This window comes from Allokutzneria multivorans (genome assembly GCF_039537405.1).
Classification (GTDB): Bacteria; Actinomycetota; Actinomycetes; order Mycobacteriales; family Pseudonocardiaceae; genus Allokutzneria; species Allokutzneria multivorans.
The window spans coordinates 408,641-435,258 of the sequence record NZ_BAABAL010000018.1; the positions used below are offsets into that span (position 1 = coordinate 408,641).

Sequence of the window (26,618 nt, forward strand, 5' to 3'; positions counted from 1 at the left end):
CCTCCGGTCGTTGTTCAGGACGGCGGCAGTACCACGAACCGACCTGGGCACGTGCCGCCGAGAGTCTTGCGCACCGCCGCGATGAACGCCGCCGAAACGGGCTCCAGCACGTGCGGCACACCGGGGATGTCGTGGAAGCACGCGCCACCGTCGAGCCAGGTGGCCCGCGCCGGGACGTCCTCCGTGCTGCGAATGGTGGTGTAGCGCACCGGTCCTGGCGTGTCGTCGCCGGCGTTCAGCTCCGCCAGGAACCGGCTCGTGCGGCACATCTGGCCGCCCCCGCTCTCCGGGAGCAGGCACGCCTCGGCGCTGCCGTACTGCGGCGAGCCCATGGACACGTACTGGTCCACGCGCCGCGCTCCCCCCAGGAACTTGATGTAGTGCCTGGTCGACAGGCCACCCATGCTGTGGCCCACCAGGTGCACGCGGCTGTGGTGCCGAGCCGCGACGCGATCGACCACGTCCGCCACCACGGCGGCGTTGACCAGGTTGTCCTGGCCGGGGAAGTCGATCATGTAGACGGGGTACCCGTCCTGGCGCAGCGAAACGCCCATCGCCAGGTAGGGCAGTGACGAGCTCATCCAGCCGTGCAGCAGAACCACGGGGCTGCGGCCCGGTGTGCTCGCGGCCGCCGACGCGGGGGTCAGCAAACCCATGAGCACCAACGTGATCAGCAGTGGTCTCGGAATCCTCCACCCGGTCGAGCACATCGTCGTGCTCCCTCCGCCAAGGGAAGCTCACCTACTTATCAGTCGGTAAGCTGACGCGAGATCATGGTGCTCTGCGTGATCACGCGTGCACAATCCGTGTCACCGGCACGGCCCATAGGACCGAGCTAGGGGGTCAACACGCGCACGAAGCTCGCAAAGTCGGCGCGAAGTGCCGCAACGCGTCGGCGAAGGCGGGCCGCCACACCGCCCAGTCGTGCCCGCCGTTGCTGATTCGCAACTCCGCCGTGACCCCGGGCCCGCGCCGGGCCGCGTTGTAGAGCGCGGCCGACTCGAAGTCGATGTCGTGGCGCGCCTCGGCCGGATCGGGGTTGGGCCACTCGTCGTCGCCGACCGCGATGTACAGGCGAGTCGGCATCTCCTTGCGCAGCAACGGAAGCAGGCTCGGGTAGTTCAGCCGCTGGTAGACCTGCTCGTCGAAGAGCAGCGCGCCGGAACCGTACGCGCCGAACTCACGAACGGAGGAGTCGGCGGGAGGAAGCGGCGTGTAGACGGCGGGCGAAAGCACCACCGCGTGGCCGAACTGGTCCTGATGGGCCAACGCGTAGCGCAGTGCGCCCGCGCCACCCATCGAATAGCCGCCGACCAGGCGGCCGTCGCGCGCCGCGACCGTCCTCAAAGCACTGTCCACATGAGACACGAGATTTCGGGTGAACGCGGTTTCCACCGCACGTCCGCTGGTGTGCGCGGAGTCGACGTAGTAGTTCCCGCGCGAGCTCCACGGCGCGTCCGGCAGCACGGCCAGCACCGGCGGGATCTCACCGCGCGCGATCATGCGGTCCAGGTCCGGCTTCACCCGCGTCCACGCGCTCATCGAGTCGCCGCGCCCGTGCAGCAGGTACAGCACCGGAAAGCGCCGCGCCTTGTCCCGGTCGTAGCCGCGCGGCAGGTAGACCGTGTACTGGATGTCCTCGCCGAGCGCGGGTGAGTGCACCGAGGCGCTCCGCAGTTCTCCCCCGCGAGGCGGCTCAGCGGCCGCGCCGTGCATCGATGTCATCAGCAGGAGCAGGGCGATGCCGAGCGCACGGCGCATCAGTACCTCCAGAGGTCGGGCTCAGCCGACGGGAAAGTCGAACGCATCGCTGGTGTGGTTCGTCCCGATCCCGCGCACCACGTCATAAGCGAAGCACGTCGCGAGCGCCAATGACCGCACTGGCTCAGCAACATTCGGGCGCAACCGAAGCGAGTCCTGGCGCACCCTCCGCCCGTCCCGCTTGGTGATCGCGCCCGGTGTGAACGCGACGACCTCGTGCAACAGGCAGATCTGGTTCCCTGCCGGATCGAGCAGCGCGTACACCCCGCGCCGCACGTGCCGCGCCGATCCGAGTGCCACACCGTCGGGCCTGGCCACGGTGGTGGGTGGCCGCCCCATTCCCTTGTGGATGGACAGCACCGGGTAACCCTGTTGCGCCACAACGAGGTCGAACACCGTGCGCCCGGAGAACCCCGTGGCGCGCAGGAGCTTCCTCAGCGGGCCGAGCCGCTTGCGCTCGGTCACCGTGGCCAGCGGCGCGCCCTGCTCGCTGTAGACGGCGCACTCGTAGCGCGTGCTCCACAGGTGACGCGAAGCGCTCCAGGGCTGCTCCACCAGCAGCGAGTCAAAACCGTTCAGTGTCACCGGGTCTCCTGATCAGCGAGGGCCGAGTCGACGATGCCGTCGAGCTCCGCGCTCATCTTCGTGCAGTCCCGAACCGGATCGGTGTTGGGACAGGTCAACAGGTGTTCGAGCAGGCGGTGGGCTCCGGTCAGCTCGGCGATGCGCTCCGCCAGCGCGGCGGCCGTCGCCGTCAGCACCTCTCGGCCCCGTGCGCCTTCGCCCAGCAGCTCGGCCGTGTCGGCGAGGCTCACCAGGCCCTGGTGGTGCAGCCGCTGGATGAGCGCCAGCCGCTTCAGCTCCTCGCGCCCGTAGTGGCGGACGTTGCCCCTGCGCTCCGCCGGGGCGAGCAGGCCGAGCTCGTCGTAGTAGCGCAGCGTGGAGATCGGGACGCCGAACGCCTTCGCCACCGCGCTGATCGAGTGCACGCGCCCATCTTGCACTCAAGCCGACTTGAGCGGAAAGGGTGGTCGCATGCGAACAACACACGTGCCGGTCCTCGTCGTCGGCGCCGGACCGGTCGGCCTGTCGACCGCGGCGTTCCTCGCGCACTGGGGCGTCGACTCCCTGGTGATCGACAAGCGCGATCCGACCGAGGCCCCGCCGCGCGCGGACATCAGCCCGAGGACGGTGGAGATCTTCCGCTCGCTCGGCATGGGCGAGGAGCTCACCGAGGCGGGCTGGCGCGCGTCACCGCCCATGAGCACCGTCTTCAAGGACAGCGGGAAGGGCAACGTCCTGCACCGCGGCGACCTTCCGCCGGAGTACGCGCGGCGCCTGCGGACGTGCAGTCCCGTCGATTCCCGCCTCAGCCTGTCCCAGCGGGACATCCAGCTGCTCGTGCTCCGCCGTCTCGGTGACCGCGTGCGGTTGGGCGTGCGCCTGCTCGACTTCACCATGACCGATCTCGTCGTCACCGCCACCGTCGTCGACGAGCGGACGGGCGTGCGGGAGCAGATCACCGCCGACTACCTCATCGGCGCCGACGGCGCGAGGAGCCACGTCCGCGACGGGCTCGGCATCGCGATGTCGGACCTGCGCGCGGTCGCACACCTCAACACGGCCTTCTACCGCGCGGACCTCGGCGACATCGTCGACCAGTGGGGAACGACCAGGTGCTTCGTCCGCAACGAGCACGTCTACGCCACGATCTTCTCCAAGAACGGCCGAGACCAGTGGTCCTCGCACATCATGGACTACCCCGGCAAACCGGGCGGTCCCTCCGAACTGTCGGAAGAGGACACCATCCGCCTGCTCAGGGCCGCGATCGGCGACGAGCGGGCGAGTATCCGGCTCGACGCGGTCACCGCGTGGACGGCAGCGATCGGCATCGCCGACTCCTTCCGCAGCGGTCGAGCCTTCCTGGTCGGCGACGCCGCTCACGTGCAGAGCTCAGCCGGTGGGCTCGGGATGAACACCGGAATCCAGGACGGGCACAACCTCGCGTGGAAGCTCGCCGCCGCGCTCAGCGGCAAACCCTGCTTCTTGGACACCTACGAGCCAGAACGCCGTGCCGCTGCCGAGGCATCGCAGGCGCTGTCGCGACGCTTGCACGAGGCCTACCTGGACGGGGACTCGGACCCGTCGACGTCGATCGCGGAGGACTACCTGCGCGCGATGATGTTCTACGCCTACGGCGACACCGAGACCGATGTGCTGGTGGACAGCGTCGTGGTCGGTTCCCGCTACCCGCACCGCTGGCTGGACGCGGACCAAACTGTGTCCACAGTGGACGGTTCCGGCTGGCGCGTCGTGGACGGGCCGACCCTCATCCGCCCGGACGGGATCGTGGCGTGGACGGCGTGAGCTGACGGCGAACCAGCTCGCAGAACTGCGCGGTTGCGGGGTGCGGCGGCGTGAGCGGCCAGGCCAGGTGGACGGTCACGGGGTCGGCGTCGGCCAGCGCGAGGTAGTGCACGCCGGGGTGCGGGTGGCTGTGGCTGGTGCCCTCGGTGGTCACGCCGACCGCCTCGCCGGTCGCGACCGTGGTGAGCCACTCGTAGACGCCCGGCACCTGGAAGACGTGGGGGCGCGCGGATTCCGGCCACAGCTCGGCCCCGGACGTCGCCGCCGTCGAGCACAGCACCACCGACTCCTCGACGAGGTCCGCCAGGCGCACGGTGCTCTGCGCGGCGAGCGGGTGGTGCTCGGGCAGCGCCACCACGCGCTCCTCCCGCATCAGCGCCAACCTGGAGAACTCCCCGCTGGGCTCCGTGCGGAGGAACGCCACGTCGGCCTCGCCCCTGCGCAGAGCGCCTTCGGGATCGTCCACGCGGCGCACTTCGACCGGGACGTCAGGTCGGCGTTCGCGCCAAGCTCGCAGCAGCGGCACGGTGTGCTTGCCGAGCATCGCCCAGGCGAAAGCGGCGCGCAGCGGTCGCGGGGCGGCTTCGGCGGATGCCTCCGTGAGGGCGTCGTCGAGCTGGTTGAGGATGCGGTGCGCGTGCTCCCACAGGCGTTTCCCGGCCGCCGTCAGCGCGAGGCTGCGCGTGGTGCGCTCGACCAGGCGCGTGCCCAGACGTCGCTCCAGTTGCTCCAAGGTGCGCGAGAGCGCGGGCTGGCTCATGCGCAGCGCGACGGCCGCGTCGGTGATCGTGCCCTCGTCACCGATCGCCGCGAGCGCCCGCAGGTGCCGCACCTCCACATTCATAACCACCGAGCATAAACGCCGCGCAGACGGCATTTCACTCCGGTCGCGCGCGCTCGTAGCGTCGGGGCCATGAGAATCCTGTTGATCGGCGCGACCGGGAAGCTCGGCGCTGCCGTGCACAAGACCCTCGCCGGGCGCGGGCACGAGGTCCGCACCGTCGGCCGCAGCGCCGGGGACCTCCGCCACGACATCACCGACCCCGCCGGAGTCGCGGCCCTGTACGCGGCGGCCGGACCTGTCGACGCCGTGGTCAGCGCGGCGGGTGACGTGCCGTTCAAGCCGCTCGCCGACCTGGCGCCCGAGGACTACCTGAAGGCCTTCCACGGCAAGGTGCTCAGCCAGATCGACCTTGTGCGCCAAGGCGTTCAGCACATCGCCGAGCGCGGTTCCTTCACGTTGATCACCGGCGTGCTCAGCCGCGAGCCGATCCCGGCGGGTGCCGCGGCGTCCATGGCCAACGGCGCCGTCGAGGCGTTCGTGCGCGCCGCGGCCATCGAGATCGCTCCGCAGCGCGTCAACGCCGTGAGCCCGTCGGTGTTCACCGAGAGCCTCGCGGACTACGGCGACTCCTTCCCGGGCATGCCGCCGGTGAACCTCTCCGACGTGGCCCAGGCGTACGTCCGCTCGGTGGAGGGCGCCCAGACCGGCCAGGTCTACATCCCCTGACCCATCACACACCGCCTCCCGCAGGCCACTTAAGCCCTCAACGGGTCGTTTAGTGCGTTGGGAGCACCAAACGACCCGTTCAGCGCGCTCAACGCACCAAACGCGGCGTTCGCGGGGTGGGGGTGACGCCGTGGGCCCGGAGGCCGGCGAGGACCACGTCGACGGCGGCGGTGGGGGCGGGACCGACGGGCAGGGCGGCGTGGATGATCCGGGTGAGCGCGGGGACGAGCGGCCGGACCACCACGCCGTCCCGCTCGTCCACGGCCAGCGCGGGCAGCGCCGCCACCGCTAACCCGAGGCGCACCTGGTCGAGCAGCAGCGGGTAGCTGCCGAAGTGCCCGGCGATCTCGGGCTCGAACCCGGCCTGACGGCACCGCCGGAGCACGAGCTCGGACAGGTAGCACGCGGGCCGGTCCATCGCCCACCGCTCCCCCGCCATCGACCCCAGCTCCAGCTCCTCCGCCGAAGCGCCCGGATGTCCTTGCGGCAGAACGACAACCACCGGATCGCTGCCCAGGCGCACGTACCGGACCTGAGCGTCGACGGGGAGCCAGCCGTCGGCGAAGTCGTACACGACCGCCACGTCGACCTCACCGCGCCGCAGCATCCGCAGGCCGTCGTGGGGCTCCAGCTCGGTGACCGTGAGCCGCAACCGGGGATGGCTCCGCCGCAGCTCGGCCGCGACGGGCAGCACGACCGCGCGCAGTGCGCTGGAGAACGCCGCGACCCGAACGTCGCCGACGGGTTCGGTGCGCCGCGACGTCAGATCCGCCTCGGCCGCTTCGATGGAGCGCAGGATCTCCCGGGCGTGCGCCGCGAGCCGCACTCCGGCCGGGGTCAGGCTCACCCGGCGGCCGTGGTGCTCCAGCAACGTCGCGCGCGCCTCCTGTTGCAGCACGGAGAGCTGTTGCGAGACCGACGACGGGCTCATCGCGAGCGCTTCGGCGACCGCGCGGATGGTGCCCAGGCTCTCCAGCTGGACCAGCAGGCGCAGGCGCCAGGGACTGAGCACGGGCACTCCGGACTGATCGCTTCATCCGAACAGGCTGAGCATAAATCATCGATGGACCCGCACGGTTGACCCGACCTAGCGTGATCCGCATGGCGAACAGTTTCTGGAGCGACGTCGACCGGCACGTGCTGCGCTACGGCGGCGGTTTCACCCCGGAGATCATCGACCGGGCCGAGGGCAGCCACGTGGTGACCGAGGACGGGCGGCGCGTCCTGGACTTCACCTCCGGGCAGATGAGCGCGATCCTCGGCCACTCGCACCCGGAGATCGTGGCCACCGTGCGCGAGGGCATCGGCAAGCTCGACCACCTCTACAGCGGCATGCTCTCCCGCCCGGTGGTCGAGCTGTCCCGGCGGCTGGCCGAGACGTTGCCGGACCCGCTGGAGAAGGTGCTGCTGCTGTCCACCGGCGCGGAGTCCAACGAGGCCGCGATCCGGCTCGCCAAGCTCGTCACCGGCAAGTTCGAGATCGTCTCCTTCAGCCGCTCCTGGCACGGCATGACCCAGGCCGCGGTGAACGCGACCTACTCGGCGGGCAGGCGCGGCTACGGCCCGCCGGTGCCGGGCAACATCGCCATCCCCACGCCCAACCCCTACCGCCCGGACTTCGTCGACGCCGACGGGCAGCTGGACTGGCGGCGACAGCTGGACTTCGCCTTCGACCTCGTGGACGCGCAGTCCGTCGGCAGCCTCGCCGCGTGCATCGTCGAGCCGATCGTCAGCTCCGGGGGCTTGATCGTCCCGCCGGAGGGCTACCTGGCCGCGCTGCACGCCAAGTGCCGCGAGCGCGGGATGCTGCTCATCGCCGACGAGGCGCAGACGGGCCTGTGCCGCACCGGCGACTGGTACGCCTTCGAGCGCTCCGGCATCGTCCCGGACATCCTCACGCTGTCGAAGACCCTCGGGGCCGGGCTCCCGCTCGCCGCGGTGATCACCAGCGCGGAGATCGAGGAGCGCGCGCACGAACTCGGCTACCTGTTCTTCACCACGCACGTCTCCGACCCGCTCGTCGCCGCGGTCGGCAACACCGTGCTCGACGTGCTGACCCGTGACGACATGGCCACCCGCGCGGCCGAGTCCGGCGCGCACCTGCGCGAAGGCCTGGAGAAGCTGCGCGCCGAGCACGAGATCGTCGGCGACGTGCGCGGGCGCGGGTTGTTCCAGGGCTTGGAGCTGGTGCTGGACCGCGAGTCCAAGCGCGGCTCCGACGAGCTGGGCCGCTGGGTGACGCGCCGCTGCCTGGAGCTCGGGCTGCACATGAACATCGTCCAGCTTCCCGGCATGGGCGGGGTTTTCCGCATCGCACCACCGTTGACGAGCACCGAGGAGGAGCTGTCGACGGGCCTGGCCGTGCTGGACCGCGCGCTGGGGGAGGTTCCTGTCGGGGAGTTCGTCTAGGGTCGCGGCGTGCTGAGCAACGACAAGGACCAGGCGCTGCCCGCGTTGACCGTCAACCAGGCGAGGATGCTGCGCGTTCTCGTGAAGAGCGTCGCCACCAAGGCGGGACACGAGGTGACCCTCCACGGCGATCACTTCGTGGACTCCGACGACGTCGTGTACGGCCTGGACGCGTTGTCCCGCAACGTGAGCGGCCTTCCGGTGAAGGACTGGACGGAGGCCGTCGAGCGCCACGTCTCGACGCTGCGGGCCGCCATGAAGGGGCCCGACGAGTTCGACGTGCCCACCGAGGACCTGCTCTCCCGCACCTACCTCCGGCTCTACGAGAACGCCGCGCTGCCCGACGTGGACTGGCTCGGCTACGGGCGCGAGGCGTTTCCCGGCGTGACCGAGCTGCTCGCGCTCGACCTGCCGGAGACCGTGGCCCTGTACAACGACGACCGCGTGCGACGGCACGGCCTCGACGTCCTGCGCGAGGCCGGTCTGCGCAACCTCCGGGCCGTGGTTCCCGACCACCGCACGGAGATCGACGGCGTCCAGGTCCTCGCGGGGTCGGTGTACGTGGCCTCGACCGCGCTCGTGCTCGACGAGGTCGTCCAGCGCACGACGGGCGAGCGGGAGCTGCCCAACGGCGTGCTCGTCGCGATGCCCTTCCGCAACCAGCTGCTGTACCACGTACCGCGCGACCAGGGCTTCGTCGAGTCGCTGAACGCCATGGCGGGCATGGCGATCAGTGGCCACAGCACGGAGGCGGGGCCGCTCAGCCCGCACGTGCACTGGTGGAACAAGGGCGAGTTCCAGCAGCTGACCCGGCACGACGAGGCCGAGGGCAGCATCGAGATCCACGTCGACGGCGGGTTCGCCGACATGTTCCGCCGCCTCATGCCCGACTAGGACGCGTCCTGTGAGCGGTTGAGCTGCGCCTCCCAGTGCCGCCGGGGTTGGGATGTCTTCAAGACCACCAAACCCCCCTGTTGATCATCGCTAACCGCCGCAAACCCTGCGGTCTTGCGGGGTTTGCTGTCGTTGAAGACGGCCGGGGCGGGGGTTGGGTGGTCTTGAAGACCGGCGAACCCGATGACTCGCAGGACAGGCCCTAGGACCTGTCCTGTGAGCGGTTGAGCTGCGTTTCCCGGTGCCGCTCGGCGCTCGCTAGCGCCTGGCGTCGAAGGACCACACGGCGCGGGGACCGGGGCCGACGACGAGGGTGGACCGCCCGAGCCGTTCTTCGTGGCGCGTGACGGGTCGGTTGAGCGACATCCCCACCTCGCGCAGGCCGACCTGGCCCAGCGCGGCGACGTCGAGCCGGATCGTGGTGCCTCCGCGCTGCGCGACGGTGCCGCCGCCCGCGACCGGGTGCAGCGCGAAGCCGCCGGAGCGCAGCAGCGGCACGGTGTTGGCGAGGTCGCGCGCGGTCATCGCGATCCTGATGTCCGTCACATCGCGCATGAGGTGCTTCGCGTAGTCGTCTGACAGGTAGCGCTCACGACCCACGTCGCCCGGGAACGCGGCCGGTTCGGTCTTGCTCCTCGGGTCGGCGAAGTACTCCGGCAGGTACTCCATCCCCCAAGCCCCGAAGGCGTCGTACTGGGCGCTGGTGAAGACGCCGTCGAACCACGGAACCGGAATCCCGTCGCCGAAGTCGCGGGTCTGGCGGAACACCACCGGATCAGTGATTCCCTGGTCCCGCAACCGGTTGAGCACCGTCGGGAGGTCTCCGGCGCGCTCGGCGGAGACCGCCAGCCCCGCGCGCCCGATCGTGCCGTCCGCGCCGGGCAGGTCGCCGACGCCGAACACCTCCAGGTAGGTCTGCCTGCCCATCAGGTAGCGCCCGGTCCACTTCGACCCGCCCGCTCCGGTGGTGGTGCGGACCTGGAAGTTGGCGAAGTCCTTGAGGTAGGCCGAGTGCTCGACCGCGTCGGCGGTCTCCCGGTCGAACACCCCGTAGGCGTGGTTGTAGAACAGCAACTGCCGTCCGGAGGACGATGTCTGCGCCGCCACGCCCGTGAGGCTCCCGAGGAGAGAGCCCGCGAGGGTCATGGCGAGGACCACGAGCATCCGCGACTTCCGGCGAATCAGCATGAGCCGGAGGATAGGGACGCGCGAGCCGCTTTCGGGGCGGCTTCGCCGAAAGCGCGCGCGGGCTGGTCCCTTGGGCCGCACGCGCTTGATCTGACCGGCCCAGTCCCTACCTGCGCTGCTCGGGGATCCGCCAGGCGCGCGGGTGGTACCAGCGCTGGTGCAGCAGCTTGCCGTTCGGGCGCAGCGTGGAGGCGAAGGCCAGCGCGGTGATCGCGCACAGTGTGAGCACGAGCGCGTTGTTGCCGGTCTCCGCGCTCAGGGTGAGCACCCCGTACTCGCCGATCATGAACGTGCTGTGCAGGCCCCAGCACACCGCGACGGTGGGCATGGCCGCGCGGAAGGTCGACAGCACGGCGATGCTGTCGACCACCACGACCATGGCGATCAGCGACAGCGGAGCCGCTCCGGTCGCGGCGACGATGCTGGTCACCACCAGGGCCAACGCCGCGCCGAGCGGGAAACCGAACGCCGCCGGGATAGGCAGGCGGGAGCGTCGCATGCGAGCCAGTGAAGCGCCTACTCACGCGGGGAGGCAAGCACCCCGCGCAAAGATCGAGTTCACGCGGCCATGCGCAGCGGGCTCCGCTCCCGCGCGGGCAGCGCCTTCACCGCCTGCGCCCACAACCACAGCGCCAGCACCACCAGCGCGGCAGCCTCGACAAGAGCGAGCGGGGTCCCGAGCATCGGTACCACCCTGTCGAAGATGTAGGCGGGCGCGGCCGCCAACTCCTCGGCCGCCTCCAGACCGAAGATGACGGCGGAGGCGAGCGACCAAGCGGCGCTCATCCGCCACGCCTTCAGGTAGTACCCGATCACGTACACCACGGCAGCCACCGCGATCGCGGCGTGGAAGAGCCCGTAGGGCAGCCAGGTCATCCCGATGTAGGTCACGACGAGACCGGCGAGCGCCACCAACCACCACCGCACCCGCACCTGCGGCGCGTCGGAGTGGAACCCGGCGAAGACGCACACGGTGTACAGCGCACTGCTCGCGCAAAACACCAACGTGTAGCCGGAGAGGTCCTCCCCGCTGATCACCGTGTCGACGGTCAACGACACCACGGCCGCCAGGGACAGGCCAGCCGCCATCCGCGCTACCAGGCGCGCCCCGCTGAGCAAGGCGAGGAACGTGACCAACGACAGCGACCAGAAGCCGACCCAGGCCACGTCGTACCACTGCCACGCCGCCGTGCCCTCCGCCATTCCCGGCTCGTAGTGCCCTGACAGTTCGGGGAACAAGCGCAGCAGGCCGAACATCACGGAGACGGTCGAGACGAACAGCAGTCCCAGCAACGCGACGAGGCGGACGACCTGGCCCTTGACGAGGGCTCGCGGGCTGCCCGTCGTGCCGGGCCAACGCGTGCGCGCCGACAGCGCGAGGAGGCTGCCGAACTCGCCCCACCCCGGCCAGTTCCCGGTGTTCCCCTCGGCGTCGTCGAGGAAGGCCGCGACCATCTCCTCCTCGCGCTCGGCCCGGTACCACTTCGGCAGCACCACGAGCATCCTGCGGTAACGCCGTTCCAGCATCGTCGGGACCACGGTCATGCCGTTCCTCGCTCTCCTGAACACACGACCGACTATATATCGTCCCCCGATATATGCCAACGGCCGATCCCTCAGGACCTCCTCGCGGGAGCGCCGAGGAGCGCGGTGATCACGTGGCGCAGGCGCGCGTGGACGTCGTCGGGCGCGGTCAGCACGAGGTGGTGCAGGGCGCCGACCACCGCCAGGGCCAGCGCCTCGGGGGACGCGTGAGCCGGGATGCGTCCGCGCTTGCGCTCCGCGGCGAGGTAGGTGGCGGCGGCGTGCTCGATCGCGTCGAGACCGGCGGTCCTGTCACCGAGAACGGCGTGCACCCGAGCAGCCAATTCTGGCCGTGCGACAAGGAGTTTGGCCAACGTGCCGAGCGTCGACGGCGGCGTCGCGGTGATCGCTTCACACAGGTTGCCGGCGACCTCGCCCGTGCCGACGCGCTCCGCCAGCGCCCCCGCTCCGGCCGACACCAGGAAGGCGCGGTCGACGGCGTAGGCGGCCAGGAACCCGTCGAGATCGGCGAAGTGCGCGTGCAGCAGGCCGGTCGCAACCCCGGCTTCGGCGGTGACGGCGCGCCCGCTGAGCCTGCCCGGCCCGTCCCTGGCGATCACCCGCTCGACGGCGGCGAACAGCTGCTGCCGGACCTCCGGGATGGCGACTCCTCTGGGCATTCGCCGAGTCTACGGGACTTGCGCCCAGTATGAGCACGTGTTCATACTCAGTTTGAACACGCGTTCATACTGGGAGGTAGCCGCAGTGACGAAGAAGTTGGTGGTGGCAGGGGCGGGGATCGCCGGGCTGGCCACCGCGCTCCGGTTGAGCAGGGCCGGGTGGCAGGTGCTCGTGGTCGAGCGCGCCCCGGCCAGGCGCAGCAGCGGCTACATGGTCAACCTGCTCGGCCACGGCTACGACGCGGTCGAGCGAATGGGCCTGCTGCCCGCGCTCACCCCGCGCGATCTGGGCCTGTTCACCGCGCTCATCGTGCGGCCCGACGGGAGCCAGAAGTTCACCGTGCCCGCCGCGCTCGCCGAAGCCGCCGTGGGCCCGCGCGCGCTGACCGTTTTCCGTGGCGATCTGGAGTCCGTGCTGTACGAGGCTGTGTGCGACCACGTCGAGATCCGTTTCAGCACAACGGTTGTGGGCGTCTCGCAGGACTCTGGAGGCGTCGATGTCGTGCTCAGCGACGGGACGACCGAGCGCGCCGATCTCCTCGTGGGCGCGGACGGTCTGCACTCCGGCGTGCGCGAGGTCGTGTTCGGCTCCGAAGCCGACTTCCGCGTGGACATGGACCACCTCGTCGGGGCTTTCCCATTGAGCCGGTTACCGCGCGAGGTCCCCGACGGCGCGAGCGCCACGTTCATCGGCCCGCGCCGCACGGCCGCCGTGGTCAACCTCGGGCCGGGCAGTTCGTCCGCGTTCTTCGCCTACCACCGCGCGGACACCGCGACCGAGCTGGCGCGCGGCCCCGCTCAAGCTCTGGGCGAGGCGTTCGCTGACCTGGGCGGGGCGTTCCCGGAGGTCCTCGCCCAGGTCGGCGACGGCGCGTACTTCGACTCGGTCAGCCAGATCGCGATGGACTCGTGGAGCCGTGGGCGGGTCGTGCTGCTCGGCGACGCCGCGTGGTGCGTGACGCTGTTCGCGGGCTACGGCGCCGCGCTCGCGCTCACCGGCGCCGACCAGCTCGGCATCGCGCTGGCGGAGCACGACGTCCCGACCGCGCTCGCGCTCTGGGAATCCCGGCTGCGCCCCGAAGTTCGCAAACGCCAAGCCTTGGCCCGCAAAGGAATCAGCCAGTTCGCCCCGCCCACGCGAGCGCACGTGTTCGCCCGCGACCTGGTGATCCGCGCGATCCAGCTGCCGGGACTGCGTGGGCTGGTCCGGCGCTCCGTGCAGCGCGCGAACCAGCCGAAGCCGCTCAGCTGAGGTCGGACGGCTCGCCCAAGGACAGCTCGTCGAAGGGCAGGGAACGCAGGAAGTCCTTGGCGTCGAACAGTTCTCCGGCGGTCACGGCACCGCTCGTCAGCGCGCGGCCGGACAAGATCCGCGAGGTCGCCTCCACCACGATCGGGGCGGTGAACGCGTAGATGTCGCGGCCCCGCGCGAAGACCCGCCGAGTCGTTTCTCCGCGTCGCACAACGACTTCGACCACGAACACCTGTGCGGAACGACCACTGGCGTCCACCGCCTCGGGACCGTCGGGCGAAGGGTCGACGAAGTCCTTGAGCGGAGTGGTGTTGATGAAGGAGGTGATGCGCTCGGTGTCCAGGTGCTGGGCGATCGTGACGACGTCGGTGGTGGAGAACTCGCCGACGACGTCCTGGGTGCCGAACGGGGCGGGGAAGGTCCACGTCGACTTCGGCTGCGGCTCGTCACCGGGCCGCACGCTCAGCTGGTGGTCGGCGTAGACCACCCGGCGCCCAGCTCGGCGCGCACCCGCGAGCAGCGTGCCGCGCGTCGGCTGCCAGCTGTCGAGCGCGACGGCGACGGAGACCTCGTCGGCGCTGGCCCACTCCCCCAGCGCGGCGGTCGCGAGCAGGTCGCCGAGCGCACCGTAGAAGGCCATCACCGGCGCGATCACGATGCCCGACTCCTTCACCCCGGGGTCCTGGCGGTAGGTGTCGAAGGTGTCGATCGCCACCAGGGTCTCGCCGGTGACGTCGAGGTAGTGGATCCCGGCGCGCAGCGCGGCCTCGATCAGCGGCGGCGCGGTGTCCCCGAACGGCCCCGCGCAGTTGATCACCGCGACGGCCCCGGCGAGCGCGCGATCGAGCGAGGCGGGGTCGTCGGCGGAGGCGACCCGCGCCTCCAGGCCACCCGCGACCTCGGCGAGCTTCGCGGCGTCGCGCCCGGACAGCACGGGGGTGAACCCGCGCCCCAGCAGCTCCGCCGTCACGAACTTGGCGGTGTGCCCGTAGGCACCGAACACCGCGACCACCGGCTTCGTCATCTCATCTCCTCGTGTTCTGAGCTTGATGAGATCGTGCTGGCCCGGGGCGCGGAGGAACACCGTGCACAGCGACACCGTGCGCTAGGTTCGCGTCATGCGCAGGCCCCATCGCGTCGTCATGGCCGTCACCGACGCCATGCCGATCTTCGAGGCGGCGGTCCCGTGCCAGATCTTCGGCGTGGACCGCCCGCACCTGGCCGACCCGTGGTACCGGTTCTCGGTCGTCCCCGTCGGCACCGGGGCTGTGCGGCTGAGCCCCGGCTTCACCCTCGCGCCGACCGACGGTGGCCTCGACCTCGCCGATGTGGACACGCTCGTGGTCCCGGCCTGCGAGAACGTGCACGACAACCCGCCGGCCGAGCTGGTCGAACTCGTCCGCGAGGCCCACCGGCGCGGCATCCGCATCCTGTCGATCTGCTCCGGCGCCTTCGTGCTGGCCGCCGCCGGGGTGCTCGACGGGCGCCGGGCGACGACGCACTGGCTGCACGCGGACGAGCTGGCGCGGCGCTATCCCGCCGTGCGCGTCGACGCGACCGTGCTCTACGTCGAGGACGCCAACGTGATCACCTCGGCCGGGACCGTCGCCGGGATCGACGCGTGCCTGCACGTGGTGCGGATCGACCACGGCGCCGCGGTGGCCGCCGAGCTGGCCCGCCGCCTGGTCACGCAACCGCACCGCGACGGCGGCCAGTCGCAGTACCACCGCCCGGCGGCGCCCGCGCTCCGCGAGGACTGGCTGGCCGCGTTGCTCGACTGGGCCGACGAGCACCTGCACCTGCCGCTGACCACCACCGATCTGGCCGAGCGGGCGAAGGTCAGCGTGCGCACCGTCGAACGCCGCTTCGCCGAGGCGCTCGGCATGTCACCGCTGCAATGGCTTCTGCGGCAACGGGTTCGGCGCGCGCAGCAGTTCCTGGAGACCAGCGACCGGCCCATCGGCTGGATCGCCGACAACTGCGGTTTCGGTGGGGCCGCGAGCCTGCGCGCCCACTTCGCGCGCATCGTCGGAGTCCCGCCGAGCGCTTACCGCCGCGCCTTCCACGAACGCGCCGACGCCGCCCGCATCGCCAGCTGACCGGTGGTCACTGCACCGGTTCGAGGACGTTCAGCTGTTCGAGGCCCGTGATGATCAGGTCGACGCCCAGCGCGGCCAGCAGCACGCCGAGGACGCGGACGAGCACCCACGCGTAGGTCATCTTCACGTAGCGCAGCAGGATGCCGAGCACCAGGATCGCGACGAAGTCGAGCCCGATCACCGCGACGTAGGCCCCGGCGAGGGGCAGGCTCGACGGCAGGGTGCTCGCGTCCGCCATCAGGAACAGGTACGCCACCGCGACGGGGTTGGCGTAGTACGCGGTCGCCAGCTCGTGCGTGCCGCCGGTGCGGTCCTCCCCGTGCGAATGCGGACGCCGGTCCAGCACGAGGTCGAGCGCGTGCACGAACAGGATCACCCCGCTGGCGAGCATCAGCGCGCCGCCGCTGATGTGGAACACCTGGATGAGCAGGCGCCCGGCCACGATCACGAAGAGCCCCGTGCCGAGCGCCATCGCCGTCGTGGTCAGCGCGACGCGCCAGCGGCGACGGGAGTCCACGTGCTCGGTGTCGCTGACGAAGGCCAGCAGGATCTTCGGCGGACCGACGACGGCGATGAGGATGCTGAACGCCTCGACGAACTTCATGGCCGCAATGGTCGTGCGGGTGCGCGAACTCCGCTATTCGAACCGGCGCGCCCGCGAGTGGCCGTCGAGGGCCGGGGTGTCTTCAAGACCGGCAAACCCTCCTGTTGATCATCGTTAACAGCCGCAAACCCGGTGGCGTTGCGTGGTTTGCTGTCGTTGAAGACGGTTGAGGTGGGGGTTGGGTGGTCTTGAAGACCGGCGAACCCCGAACCCACCCGACGCGGCCCGGCCGTCCGGGCGAACGGTGCGTGGCCTCCGCGTCCCTCGTTCCGGTGCCCCCGACACCTCCGAGCGGCTGATCTTGTCCTCGGTCCGGGCGGCGGTCCACGCTCCTGATCATGGTGCTCATACGCGGAAAGCTGTGCGTCGCCGTGCTGGCGATCCTGACCGTCCTGTCGGGAGCCTCCTCCGGGCTCGCCAGCGCGCAACAGCAGCGGACGAGAGCCGCCGAGCAGAACGAGCTCAGCGACGGAGCGGCGACCGTCCTGGTGTTCCGGCTGCGCGCGGACTGCGTCAGGAACGCGACCTTCTCCTTCTGCGAACTCGTCAAGGACAAGGACCCCAAGGGCAAGCTCACCGACAAGTCCGACGCGGACGCGAAGAAGTCGGTCAAGGGCGTCTTCGACAACGGCAAGCAGTTGGCCAGCAGCATCGCCAACTCCGACCTGAAGGACGCCGCCAAGGGCCTCAAGATCGACAAGACGAGCGCCGCCACGGTCAAGAAGACCGTCACCGACCACGTGCTGAAGAAGGTCGAGAAGCACGACTCCTTCGCCAAGACCAAGCCCGGCAAGGCGTACCTGAAGAACGCCGCGCCGTCCAAGGGCGGCGCCGCGCTGTGGGCCGCCAACACCGCGTTCACGCTCATGGACTCGAAGTCCACGACGACCGACAAGGTGGTGGCGGCGGTCGGGATCATCCCCGTCATCGGGGCCGCGGCCAGCTTCCTCCAGACGGTCAACAAGGAGGACGCGACCTTCGAGGACATCATGGTCGGGTCGATCGCGCTCGTCGCCTCGATCGTCGTCATCGCGAACCCGTTGATCGGCGCGGGCATCAACGCCGTGCTGGCCGCCTACGCGCTGGGCAAGGCGCTGTTCGAGTGGATGAGCTCCCCGACCGACAGCCGCAAACCGCTCACCGTCGAGGACTTCCGCAAGCACGAGATCGCCAAGATCGGCGCGCAGTGGGAGGCGGGCGGCACCAAGGCGGTCCTGCAGGCCAAGGGCAAGACGGGCGAGCAGATACTCACGATCATGCTCCGGCCCACGGACAACGTCGTCGGCCTCCGCACGAAGGACGTCGTCCCGAAGCAGGGGGATCCGGTCGGCTCCAACGACACGACGATCGCGCCCCTCGCGCTCACCACGCCCGAGGGTTTCACCGCGACCGCCGTCAGGTACTACCTCTCCGGCAGTCTCAAGGCGACCGCGAAGTGCGCCAACGCGAAGCCGGATGCCATCCCCTACTGGGAGTGCCGCACCGACAAGGAACAGCACCTCACGGTGACGGCGAACACCCCCTTGGTCGTGGACGTCGTCGTCAACGCCACGAAGGCCGACCTGTGCACGACGGAGAAGCAGTGTGAGAACGCCAAGCTGCGCATCGACCTCTCCGCCTACGCCCCGGCGAAGAACGGCGAGCCCTACAGCATGGTGCTGATCCCCTACAAGATCATCTGAGCGTGAGCCGGGTCCGCCGCGCGGTGGGCCCGGCTCAGTTCGTCAGACCGGCGCGGTCGAGGACCTCGATGTGCTCGCGCATGCGCCGCGCGTCCTGCTCCCGCCCGAACTGGGTGAACAGCTCCACCGCCTCCTGCCACGCCTCGCGGGCCCGATCGGGCCTTCCGGACGCTGCGTAAGCCTTGCCGAGCCCTTCCAAGGGGTCGGCGATGCCGAGCCGGTTGCCGAGTTCTCGGTACAGCGCAAGGCTTTGCCGGTAGTAGGCGATCGATTCCTCGTGGTTGCCCGCGCCCAGCTCGATGAAGCCGAGGCTGTCCAACGTGTTGGCCTGTTCCGGGGACGGCACCCATTGCCGGAACAGCTCCAACGCCTCTCGGCAGTGCTGCCTCGCCTCGTCGAGACGACCGAACTTGGCCAGGTCCCACCCGTAGCAGTTGAGGCCGATGGCCTTCCACACGGGATCGCCGAGCGCGCGGTAGAAGTGCAGCGCCTGCCTGGCGTGCTCCATCGCCACGACATCGTCCCCCTGCTGCTCGCAGGCTCGGGACAGCGCGCGGTGGATGTGCCCCTGCTGGGCGTCGTCGTGCTCAGCGGCGAGGGAGAGCGCCTGCTGGAGGTGGCCGATCCCCTCCCCCGTACGCCCGAGGCTGGCGTGCGCGAGCCCGAGGTACTGCAGGGCGAGCACGCGGGTCATCGGGTCGTCCAGGTGCTCGGCGGCTTCCGAAGCGGCCTCCCAGACCGTGAGCCAATCGCGGTGCAGCAGGCTCACTTGCACGAACGTGTTGAGCGTCCACGCGATCCGCCACGTGCTGAGGTGCCACCCCCGCTCGGCCGTCGCCTGCTGGAGAGCGAGCACGCACTCGTGTTCGGCGGTGAACCACAGCAGCGCCGCCGCGCGCTCCACCGGCGGCTGCACGTGTGTGCCGGGCGCGGGCGGGTCGAGCTCGACGGGCGGGCGGAACGGCAGCAGCACGCGGTCGCACGCGTAGGCGGTGTGCAGGTGGAAGTCGACGAGCCGGCGCAGCGCGTCCTCGGGCAGCTCTCCCCCGATCTCGGCCGCGTAGCGCCGGACCAGGTCGTGCATGCCGAAGCGCCCGCGCGCGTCCTGGCTGATCAGCGAAGCCTGTTCCAGTCCGCGCAGCAACGTCCGCGTGGCCTTCACCGGCAGGCCGAGCAGCGACGCGGCGGCGTGCACGCTGATGTCCGGACCAGGCGCGGCACCGAGCAGCCCGAACGCGTTCGCCTCCTCGGGCGTGAGCGCGTGGTAGGACCACGACAGCACGCTGGGCAGGCTCGCGGTGGAGTCTTCGTCCTCCAGCGCGCTCAGCCCGAGGTCGTGCAGCTCGTCGGCCAGCGCGGAGAGCGGGAGCTGCGGGCGGGTCTGCGCGTGCGCCGCGACGATGGTCAGCGCCAAGGGAAAACCGCCGCACAGAGCCACAAGCCGGTCGACCGCGCCGTGCTCGGCCGAAGTCCTGGCCGCGCCGAGCCGGTCACGCACGAGGCCGTGAGCCTCCACATCGGACAGAACGTTCAAGGGCACGTGGTGCGCGCCGTGGCCCGTGACGAGCCCGGTGAGCCGGTTGCGGCTCGTGACGACGACCTTGCACAGCTCGCTGCCGGGCAGCAGCGGCGACACGTGGGCGGTGTCGACGGCGTTGTCCAGCACCACCACCATGCGCCGCTCCGCGATCAGGCTGCGGAACAGGGCCGAGCACGCGTGCGGGTCGGCGGGGATCTGGCTCGGGTCGACGCCGAGCGCGCCGAGGAATCCGCGCACGGCGACGGCGGGTTCCATCGGCGCGTTGTCCGGGCTGAAGCCGCGCAGGTCCACGAACAGCTGGCCATCGGGGAAGTGCGCGGCGTGCCGATGGGCCCAGTGCAGCGCGAGCCAGGTCTTGCCGATCCCGCCCGCCCCGGCGATCACGGAGATCCTTTCCTTGTGCCCCAAGCGGTCCAGCTCGTCGTCGCGCCCCACGAACGGCGCGGGCGCTGCGGGAAGCTGACGCGGGACGACGCGCGCGGCGGATGTGGCGGCCAGGTCGGGGTCGGCGGCCAGCAGCCTCCGGTGCAGCTCCTGCAACGCGGTGCCGGGGTCGGCGCCCAGCTCCTCGACCAGGCGTTGGCGCACGACGCGGTAGTGCTCCAGCGCGTCGGCGGTCCGCCCGGCCTGGTGCAGCGCCCGCATGTACTGGTCGGCGACGTGCTCGTCCAGCGGGTGCTCCGTCGCGAGCGCGGCCAGCTCGACCACGAGCTGCTCCCCCTGTCCCAGGCGCAGCCTCACGTCGACCAGGTCGCGCCGCGCGGTGAGCCGTTCCCGCTCCAGCCGTGCGCGCTCGTCCTCGGCCCACTCCCCCTCGACGCCGGTCAGCGCCTCCCCGCGCCACAGCTGGAGCGCTTCGGTCAGCAGCCGCTCCGCCCGCACGTCGTCGCCCTGGCTGGCCGCCTCCGCGCGCAGGGCTCGAAACCGTTGCAGGTCAACGGAATCGCTGATCAACGCGTAGCCGCTGGGACGCCGTTCGATCAGCACGTCGTCGACGCCGTCGAGTGCCTGGCGCAGCCGGGAGATGTAGCTGTGCAGCGTCGCCCTGGCGCGGCGGGGCACGTCCTCGCCCCAGACCCGCACGGCGAGGCGGTCGGCGGGAACCACCCGACCGGCGTCGGCGGCCAGCGCGGCCAGCACCAGCCGCTGCTTGGCGGGACCGAGGTCCACCGGCCGCCCGTTCCCGTCCGCGGCCACCTCGCCCAACAAGCGCAACACCCCTGGACGCCCCCTTGTCACGCTCCGACCTGCGCTTTGCAGAATCTCGCAAGCGTTCCACACGATAGAGGTCCCACGGTGTGCGCAGCTCCACGACCCACCGAGGGGAACAACCATGAAAACACGAGTTCTCAACGCATTCGCGGTCTCCGCGCTGGCCACCGCGGGCCTGCTCTCCGCCGTCGCCCCGGCCTCCGCCGCGCCCGCGAAGCTGAAGTGCGAAGCCGGGCATTTCTGCGCCTACGAGCACATCAACTTCGGCGGAGCCGTCCTCGTCCACTCCAGGGCCGGGCGGGGGGACACCGTCGACGTGGTCAACGACAGGACATCGTCGGGCTCCAACAACACCGGCAACCTGTGGGTCGGCGTCAACCTGCGCCTGGGCATCGGCGACGACGTCTTCAAGTGGGCGAAGTACACCGACGCCAGCACGCTCGGCGGCGCGAACGACAAGATCGACAAATTCGACGTCAAGTAGCCGGGTGCGCGAGGGGGTGCCGTGGCGGCGCCCCCTCGCTCTCGTGGGAGGACATGGCAGTGATGCGATCTGCTCTGGTAGCGGCCCTGCTCGTACTGATCACGGCCTGCGGCGGCACGCCCGGCAAGCCCGTCGCCGACCAGCTCCGCGAACTCGTCGACCGGCCCGCGTCGCTCGACGTGGCGGAGAACCGGCAGATCGGCGAGTGCATGCGCCGCGCCGGGCTGTCCTATCCGGACGTTCCGCCGCCGCGTGAGGACCGCCCCGTCGTGGGGCTCGTCCGAGCCTCAGCTCCGCTGCGCCTGGAAGACGCGCGCCGCGAGGGCTACCCGGACTCGGTGATGATCCCTCCGCCGCGCCAGGGCCCGGTCGAGGCGCACGCGGAAGCACTGCCGCCCGAAACCAGGGAACGCTTCAACGATCTGCTGCGCGGAGACACCGGCACCGACGTCCGCGTGACCCTCGCCGGGGGCTTCGAGACGGCCGCGTCCTCCGGCGGATGTGTTGGCAGCGCACGGAAACAGCTCTACGGCTCGGTCGCGAACTTTCTCACTGTCTTCTACACCGCCGAGCTGGCTCAACGACAGGCGAGCGGCGCGGACAGAGATCCGGAGGTCGTTGCGGCGTACGAGTCCTACGCAAAGTGCATGGGCACGAAGGGTCACAGGGTCGCGGCTCCGGCCGAAGCCGTGGCGCTGGCGAAGAAACGTCCGGCTGAGGAGATCGCCGTGGCGACGGCTGATGCCGAGTGTCGGGGGGTTACGCGGTTGCACGCGGTTCGGGAGGCGGCGGCGGATCGAATTGTGCGGCGCTGGTTGGGCGATAATTCGGGTGCTGTTGTGCAGGCTCATGCGTTGTTGGGTGAAGCTTTGCGCGTTTCTGGCGTGGGGTCGCCATTTCCCAGCGTGGGGTCGGCTTGACCTGGGGGCCCCTTGCGCGTGCCCCTGGGCCTTACAGGGGCACGGGATAGAACACCCGGCCCTCGCGGAAGCGTATGGCACGCGCACCCCAGGTAAAGCCTCGGTTTTGTTGGCGTCTTGCGTTCCAGCGTGGGGCTTTTCGGGATTTTGGGCGCCTGGGAATTCATTCTTTAGAGGCATGATCCACTATTATTTGCGGGTAGAATTGGGGGTATGACCCTCGATGAACTCTTGATCGAGGTTGAGGCGAAACAAGCCGCTCTTTGTCATGCGAAAGCGGAACTCGCCACAGCCTTGATCACATTCCACATCGCCGCCGACGATCGTGACTATCGGTTCGTGCAGAATGAGATCGCCTGCGCCCTACACATCTCCCGACGCGGGGCGGATCGGATCCTCTCCAACGCCTCCGAACTCACCGAACGCCCGCGTGTGCTCGCAGCCCTGTCGGCCGGGAAGATCGACGAAAGCAAGGCGTTGTTGATCGTCGATCAGATCCGCATCCTGAAGGAACCCCAGACCTCGATCGCCGAGGAGAATCTGCTGGAGTACGCCCCCACCCGCACCTACACCTCCATCCGGCGGCGTGCCCAGACGTTGATCCACAAACTCGACCCGAAAGCCGCCGACGCTCGCCACGAAGAGAAACGCAAACGCCGTCTGGTCGAGAAGATCAACCTCGACGACGGCATGGCCGAACTCCGTCACACCATGACCGCGCACGACACCGCGATGGCCTTCGACCACATCGACCGGATCGCGAAATCCCTGCCCAAGGATGACCGCACCCTGGACCAGAAACGAGCCGACGTCGCCCGAGACCTGTTGCTGGGTCTCGACACTCCGGCGCCGCAGGGGCAGACGATGGTCTACCTCACCATGCCGATCACCGCGCTGCTCGGGCTGACCGACGATCCCGGCATGCTCGCGGGATACGGGCCGATCCCCACGGGCGTCGCGCAGGACATCGCCAAGGGCGGCATCTGGAAACGCATCCTCACCGACCCCGCCACCGGCATGGCAGAAGAAGTCAGCGACACCTACCGACCGTCACCGAAACAACGAGAACTCATCAACGCCCGCTACCCCAGGTGCACCGCCATCGGATGCCAACAACCCGCCCACCGCTGCGACCTTGATCATTGCTGTCCGTTCGACGGTACGAACACGACCATCAAGAACTTGCGGCCGAAGTGCAGGCACCATCACACCATGAAGACGCACTCCAACTGGCGGTGCGAGAACCTCGACGACGGCACCCACCGGTGGACGACCCCGGCGCAGCGCAGCTACGACACCGAACTCGAACCCATCGCCGAACCCGCGCCGTTCTGAAGCGGACATGACAAAGGGGCCGGACAGCCCGGCCCCTTCGACGTCAGGACGCCCAACCCCAGAGATCGATGGTGGCGCCGGTGTCGCTGTTCAGCTTGCAGTCGCCCTTCGCGACGTTCACCTTGGCGTTCCAGCAGTCAGCCCACCCCTGGGTGCTGACGGGGTAGGTCGCGAACACCATCCAGCGGCCCTGGGCGGTCACCTCGGACGCGGTGGCGACGCCGCTGGTCACGGCGAGTGCGGAACCGGCGACGAGACAGGCAGCGGCGAACTTTCGTGCACGCATGGCGGCTCTCCTTCAGCGAATCAACTCTGCTGACCCCCAGCAGGTTGACGGAAATTACCCACGTGCCCCCCGGCGCTCGCAAGCGTTTCACGTTTGCTTGACAGGACTTGCCAAGAAGTTCACCTACGCTGGTGGGGTGCGCATGCGGCCGACACTGTCCTGGACACCGACCGAGGACTCCTCTACGGCCGTGGCCAGCCTCGCCGACGTGGAAGAGGTGGTCGCGGCGGGTGGGGTGCTGGTGCTGAGCGGCGCGGGCTTGTCGACGGAGTCGGGGATCCCGGACTACCGCAGCGACACGGGCAGCCTGCACCGGCACACGCCGATGACCTACCAGGAGTTTGTGGCCAGCGTGGACGGGCGGCAGCGGTACTGGGCGCGGAGCCACCTGGGGTGGCGGACGATCGCGCGGGCGCAGCCGAACAGCGGGCACCGGGCGGTGGCCGAGCTCCAGGCGAACGGGTACATCAATTCGGTGCTCACGCAGAACGTGGACGGGTTGCACCAGGCGGCCGGCGCGGCGGGCGTGGTGGAGTTGCACGGGAGCTTGGACCGGGTGGTCTGCTTGGGGTGTAAGCGGATCAGCCCGCGCGAGGAGCTGGACCGGCGGTTGCGGGCGGTCAATCCCGGGTTCACGGCGGAGACCTCGCGGATCAACCCGGACGGCGACGTGGAACTGCCCGCCGAGGCGGTGCGGGGGTTCGCGTTGGTGGACTGCGCGGACTGCGGCGGCGTGCTCAAGCCGGACGTGGTGTTCTTCGGCGAGAACGTGCCCGGCGAGCGGGTCCGGCACTGCTACGAGCTGGTGGACGAGGCGGAAGCGGTACTGGTGCTGGGCTCCTCGCTCACGGTGATGTCCGGGTTGCGGTTCGTCCGCCACGCGGCCAAGGCCGACAAGCCGGTGCTGATCATCAACCACGGGCCGACGCGGGGCGACGTCCACGCGAAGGGACGCCTCGACATGCCGTTGGGGCTGGCGCTGACGGAACTGGCGCGGAGCCTCGCGTGAGGCCCCGCGCCAGCGGAACTCAGCCCGCCTGCTGCGCCCCGACCAGGCGCGCGTAGCGGGTCCCCGCCGCCAGCAGCACGAGCCCGGCGCCGAGGAACGCCACCACCCTGGCCATTCCGTCCAAAGTGGACAGATCGAACAGGATCAGCTTCACCACTGCCGCGCCGACCAGGACGAGGCCGCTCACGCGCATCGCCGTGACGCTGATGCCGCGCACCAACAACACGAGCGCGACCACCGTCCACGACACCGTGATCGCCACGTGGCCGACGAGGAAGCCGGTGCGGCCGGGCACGATCAACAGCGTGGCGCTCAGCACCGCCCCGGCAGCGCCGTAGAGCGCGATGACCCCGGCGATCAGCCACGGCGCCAACGCTTCCGACGGAGCGCGCAGCTCGCCGAGCTTGTTGGCCACCCACGGCAGCACCAACGCGACCGCGACGATCAGCACGGCCACCGCGAAGGCGCCCGCGAGCTGACCGGTGGTGCGCTCGGTGACCCGGAGCAGCAGCGGAAGCGGGAGATCCCTTGCCACAGCGGCGAATCCGCCGAGGAAGCCGAAGACCAGACCACCCGCGAGCGCGATCAGGCTGCGGCCCCACCGCGCGACGAACAGCAGCAGGAGAGCCTCTCCGAGCAGCGCGGCGCCACGGGCCGTGCCGTCGAAGTGGGTCACCGTGGCCTGCAACGCCGCGACCAGGCCAGCGAGCCCGGCGAGGTCACCGGCACGGCCGGGCAGCCAACGACCGGCGCCCCACACGCCGAGCATCACGAAGGCGGTTCCACCCGACACGATCACGGCCTCACCACGAGGCAGGGTCAACGCGGCGACCAGGGCGGGAACCACGGAAGCGACCAGCAGCGCGAGCGCGGCGGAGTCTTTGGGCCTGCGGTGCAGCACGAGCAGCGCGAGGCCGATCCCGACGACTCCGGCGACGACGGCGACGATCGTGTTGGGGTTGGTGGCGACGAACGGGTTGCGCAGCGTGCTGAGCACCGAGGCGATCAGCGGCGGAACACCCGCGGCCACAGCGAGAGCGGACCAGTCGCGACGCAGCTGCACGGGGACCGTCGCGATCTGGAGCACCAGCAGGAACGTGACCAGCTCGGGCGTGAACCCCTTGGTGATCAGCGGCGCGCACACGGCGCAGCCGACGACCACGGCCGCCGCGAGCAGTGAGGAATCCCAACGCGCGGCCAGCAGCAGACCGGCGACGGCGATCAGCAGACCGGCCGCGAGACCGCCGAGCTGCGGAAGGTACTCGTAGAGCGTGGTCGCGGCGATCGCGTCGAGGTAGAGCGTCGCAATACCGGTCGCGGCCAAGGCGAACGCGCCCGTGCGGCCGACCGGGTTGCGGTGCAGCCAGAGCCCGGCACCGACCAGGCCCGCGCCGAACGCCGCGCCGACGAGCACCCTGGGCAGCGGGCCGAGCCAGCCGCGCTGGATCGCGAGCACCAGCAGCAGCACGATCCCGAGCAGGGTCACCGCGCCACCGACCCACGCGAGCAGCCTGCTCCCAGCGCCCTCCTTGCCCAGCGCGGTGCTCCACGCCGCCGCCAGCGACGGGGTGCGCGCCGGTTCCTGGGCCGGACCGAACTGGATCATCGGCGGCCGGGAGTCCCACACGGACGCGGGCTGGGGCTGGGGTTGCGGCGGGATGACCGGCTCGGGCACGGGCTGTTCCAGGGCAGGCTGTTCCAGGGGTTCAGCGCCCAGATTTTCGGTGCCCAGGGATTCAGCGCCCAGGTCGACCCGCAGCGCGCGCAGCTCGCCGCCGACCCGCCCGAGACGGCGGCGAAGATCATCGATCTCCTCGGCGAGCCCGAGCAGCCGATCTCCATCGTTGTGCATGCGCACCACC

At 70.2% G+C, this 26,618-nt stretch carries 26 protein-coding genes; 11 read left to right on the top strand and 15 right to left on the bottom strand.

The window, feature by feature from the left end; genetic code table 11:
- Positions 1-14 precede the first annotated feature (14 nt).
- The 4 genes from ABD798_RS25970 to ABD798_RS25985 form a co-directional block, all read right to left on the bottom strand.
- Positions 15-656, bottom strand: coding sequence for a lipase family alpha/beta hydrolase (locus ABD798_RS25970; RefSeq protein WP_344879863.1), 642 nt, complete (start codon positions 654-656; stop codon positions 15-17).
- A gap of 187 nt (positions 657-843) precedes the next feature.
- Positions 844-1,761 carry an alpha/beta hydrolase gene (locus ABD798_RS25975; protein WP_344879866.1) on the bottom strand — a complete coding sequence of 306 codons (918 nt, stop codon included), beginning with the start codon at positions 1,759-1,761 and terminating at the stop codon, positions 844-846.
- Between the two features lie 21 nt (positions 1,762-1,782).
- Positions 1,783-2,346: a hypothetical protein gene (locus ABD798_RS25980; RefSeq protein WP_344879869.1), complete on the bottom strand. Its 564-nt coding sequence runs from the start codon at positions 2,344-2,346 to the stop codon at positions 1,783-1,785.
- On the bottom strand, positions 2,343-2,750 hold the full coding sequence (locus ABD798_RS25985) for a MerR family transcriptional regulator (protein ID WP_344879872.1): 408 nt from the start codon (positions 2,748-2,750) through the stop codon (positions 2,343-2,345). The genes ABD798_RS25980 and ABD798_RS25985 overlap by 4 nt, the downstream gene beginning before the upstream one ends.
- Positions 2,751-2,796: 46 nt before the next feature.
- On the opposite strand from ABD798_RS25985, the gene ABD798_RS25990 reads away from it, so the two are divergent.
- Complete coding sequence (locus ABD798_RS25990) at positions 2,797-4,128, top strand: FAD-dependent monooxygenase (protein ID WP_344879875.1); 1,332 nt, start codon at positions 2,797-2,799, stop codon at positions 4,126-4,128.
- Here ABD798_RS25990 and ABD798_RS25995 read toward each other — a convergent pair.
- Positions 4,091-4,972 (bottom strand): LysR family transcriptional regulator, encoded by an 882-nt coding sequence (locus ABD798_RS25995; protein ID WP_344879878.1) that lies wholly within the window; start codon positions 4,970-4,972, stop codon positions 4,091-4,093. The genes ABD798_RS25990 and ABD798_RS25995 overlap by 38 nt on opposite strands.
- A gap of 69 nt (positions 4,973-5,041) precedes the next feature.
- Between ABD798_RS25995 and ABD798_RS26000 the strand changes: the two genes are divergently transcribed.
- The gene (locus ABD798_RS26000) at positions 5,042-5,638 is read left to right on the top strand and encodes a short chain dehydrogenase (RefSeq protein WP_344879881.1); all 597 of its coding nucleotides are present in this window, start codon (positions 5,042-5,044) and stop codon (positions 5,636-5,638) included.
- 88 nt (positions 5,639-5,726) lie between these two features.
- Here ABD798_RS26000 and ABD798_RS26005 read toward each other — a convergent pair whose 3' ends face one another.
- A complete protein-coding gene (locus ABD798_RS26005; protein WP_344879884.1) occupies positions 5,727-6,650 on the bottom strand; it encodes a LysR substrate-binding domain-containing protein in 924 nt (307 codons plus the stop codon).
- A gap of 89 nt (positions 6,651-6,739) precedes the next feature.
- Between ABD798_RS26005 and ABD798_RS26010 the strand changes: the two genes are divergently transcribed.
- On the top strand, positions 6,740-8,047 hold the full coding sequence (locus ABD798_RS26010; protein WP_344879887.1) for an aspartate aminotransferase family protein: 1,308 nt from the start codon (positions 6,740-6,742) through the stop codon (positions 8,045-8,047).
- Between the two features lie 9 nt (positions 8,048-8,056).
- Positions 8,057-8,941, top strand: coding sequence for a DUF1444 domain-containing protein (locus tag ABD798_RS26015; protein WP_344879890.1), 885 nt, complete (start codon positions 8,057-8,059; stop codon positions 8,939-8,941).
- A 258-nt stretch (positions 8,942-9,199) separates the two neighbouring features.
- On the opposite strand, the gene ABD798_RS26020 is transcribed toward ABD798_RS26015, so the two are convergent.
- The 4 genes from ABD798_RS26020 to ABD798_RS26035 form a co-directional block, all read right to left on the bottom strand.
- Positions 9,200-10,129, bottom strand: a complete 930-nt coding sequence (locus tag ABD798_RS26020; protein ID WP_344879893.1) for a DUF5829 family protein — start codon at positions 10,127-10,129, stop codon at positions 9,200-9,202.
- Positions 10,130-10,235: 106 nt separating this feature from the next.
- Positions 10,236-10,628 (bottom strand): hypothetical protein, encoded by a 393-nt coding sequence (locus ABD798_RS26025; RefSeq protein ID WP_344879896.1) that lies wholly within the window; start codon positions 10,626-10,628, stop codon positions 10,236-10,238.
- 59 nt (positions 10,629-10,687) lie between these two features.
- The gene (locus ABD798_RS26030) at positions 10,688-11,674 is read right to left on the bottom strand and encodes a hypothetical protein (protein WP_344879899.1); all 987 of its coding nucleotides are present in this window, start codon (positions 11,672-11,674) and stop codon (positions 10,688-10,690) included.
- Between the two features lie 71 nt (positions 11,675-11,745).
- Positions 11,746-12,333, bottom strand: a complete 588-nt coding sequence (locus ABD798_RS26035; protein ID WP_344879902.1) for a TetR/AcrR family transcriptional regulator — start codon at positions 12,331-12,333, stop codon at positions 11,746-11,748.
- 85 nt (positions 12,334-12,418) lie between these two features.
- Here ABD798_RS26035 and ABD798_RS26040 point away from each other — a divergent pair, with 85 nt between their 5' ends.
- The gene (locus ABD798_RS26040; protein WP_344879905.1) at positions 12,419-13,585 is read left to right on the top strand and encodes an FAD-dependent oxidoreductase; all 1,167 of its coding nucleotides are present in this window, start codon (positions 12,419-12,421) and stop codon (positions 13,583-13,585) included.
- Here the strand turns inward: ABD798_RS26040 and ABD798_RS26045 are convergent.
- Positions 13,578-14,609 carry a saccharopine dehydrogenase family protein gene (locus tag ABD798_RS26045; protein ID WP_344879908.1) on the bottom strand — a complete coding sequence of 344 codons (1,032 nt, stop codon included), beginning with the start codon at positions 14,607-14,609 and terminating at the stop codon, positions 13,578-13,580. The two genes, ABD798_RS26040 and ABD798_RS26045, sit on opposite strands and share 8 nt — an antisense overlap.
- 94 nt (positions 14,610-14,703) lie before the next feature.
- Here ABD798_RS26045 and ABD798_RS26050 point away from each other — a divergent pair, with 94 nt between their 5' ends.
- Positions 14,704-15,684: a helix-turn-helix domain-containing protein gene (locus tag ABD798_RS26050; protein WP_344879911.1), complete on the top strand. Its 981-nt coding sequence runs from the start codon at positions 14,704-14,706 to the stop codon at positions 15,682-15,684.
- 7 nt (positions 15,685-15,691) lie between these two features.
- Here ABD798_RS26050 and ABD798_RS26055 read toward each other — a convergent pair whose 3' ends face one another.
- Positions 15,692-16,288 carry a MarC family protein gene (locus ABD798_RS26055; protein ID WP_344879914.1) on the bottom strand — a complete coding sequence of 199 codons (597 nt, stop codon included), beginning with the start codon at positions 16,286-16,288 and terminating at the stop codon, positions 15,692-15,694.
- Between the two features lie 338 nt (positions 16,289-16,626).
- Between ABD798_RS26055 and ABD798_RS26060 the strand changes: the two genes are divergently transcribed.
- A complete protein-coding gene (locus ABD798_RS26060; RefSeq protein WP_344879917.1) occupies positions 16,627-17,970 on the top strand; it encodes a hypothetical protein in 1,344 nt (447 codons plus the stop codon).
- Between the two features lie 34 nt (positions 17,971-18,004).
- Here the strand turns inward: ABD798_RS26060 and ABD798_RS26065 are convergent, their stop codons facing one another.
- On the bottom strand, positions 18,005-20,728 hold the full coding sequence (locus tag ABD798_RS26065) for an AfsR/SARP family transcriptional regulator (RefSeq protein ID WP_344879920.1): 2,724 nt from the start codon (positions 20,726-20,728) through the stop codon (positions 18,005-18,007).
- Between the two features lie 115 nt (positions 20,729-20,843).
- Here ABD798_RS26065 and ABD798_RS26070 point away from each other — a divergent pair, with 115 nt between their 5' ends.
- From ABD798_RS26070 to ABD798_RS26080, 3 genes are all read left to right on the top strand, one after another.
- Positions 20,844-21,206, top strand: coding sequence for a peptidase inhibitor family I36 protein (locus ABD798_RS26070; protein ID WP_344879923.1), 363 nt, complete (start codon positions 20,844-20,846; stop codon positions 21,204-21,206).
- Positions 21,207-21,268: 62 nt separating this feature from the next.
- Positions 21,269-22,126: a hypothetical protein gene (locus ABD798_RS26075; protein ID WP_344879926.1), complete on the top strand. Its 858-nt coding sequence runs from the start codon at positions 21,269-21,271 to the stop codon at positions 22,124-22,126.
- Between the two features lie 213 nt (positions 22,127-22,339).
- On the top strand, positions 22,340-23,461 hold the full coding sequence (locus tag ABD798_RS26080) for an HNH endonuclease signature motif containing protein (RefSeq protein ID WP_344879928.1): 1,122 nt from the start codon (positions 22,340-22,342) through the stop codon (positions 23,459-23,461).
- Positions 23,462-23,504: 43 nt separating this feature from the next.
- On the opposite strand, the gene ABD798_RS26085 is transcribed toward ABD798_RS26080, so the two are convergent.
- A complete protein-coding gene (locus ABD798_RS26085; protein ID WP_344879931.1) occupies positions 23,505-23,747 on the bottom strand; it encodes a hypothetical protein in 243 nt (80 codons plus the stop codon).
- 136 nt (positions 23,748-23,883) lie between these two features.
- Between ABD798_RS26085 and ABD798_RS26090 the strand changes: the two genes are divergently transcribed.
- Positions 23,884-24,756 (top strand): NAD-dependent protein deacetylase, encoded by an 873-nt coding sequence (locus ABD798_RS26090; RefSeq protein ID WP_344879933.1) that lies wholly within the window; start codon positions 23,884-23,886, stop codon positions 24,754-24,756.
- 19 nt (positions 24,757-24,775) lie between these two features.
- Here ABD798_RS26090 and ABD798_RS26095 read toward each other — a convergent pair whose 3' ends face one another.
- On the bottom strand, positions 24,776-26,608 hold the full coding sequence (locus ABD798_RS26095) for a DUF2339 domain-containing protein (protein WP_344879936.1): 1,833 nt from the start codon (positions 26,606-26,608) through the stop codon (positions 24,776-24,778).
- Positions 26,609-26,618 lie beyond the last annotated feature (10 nt).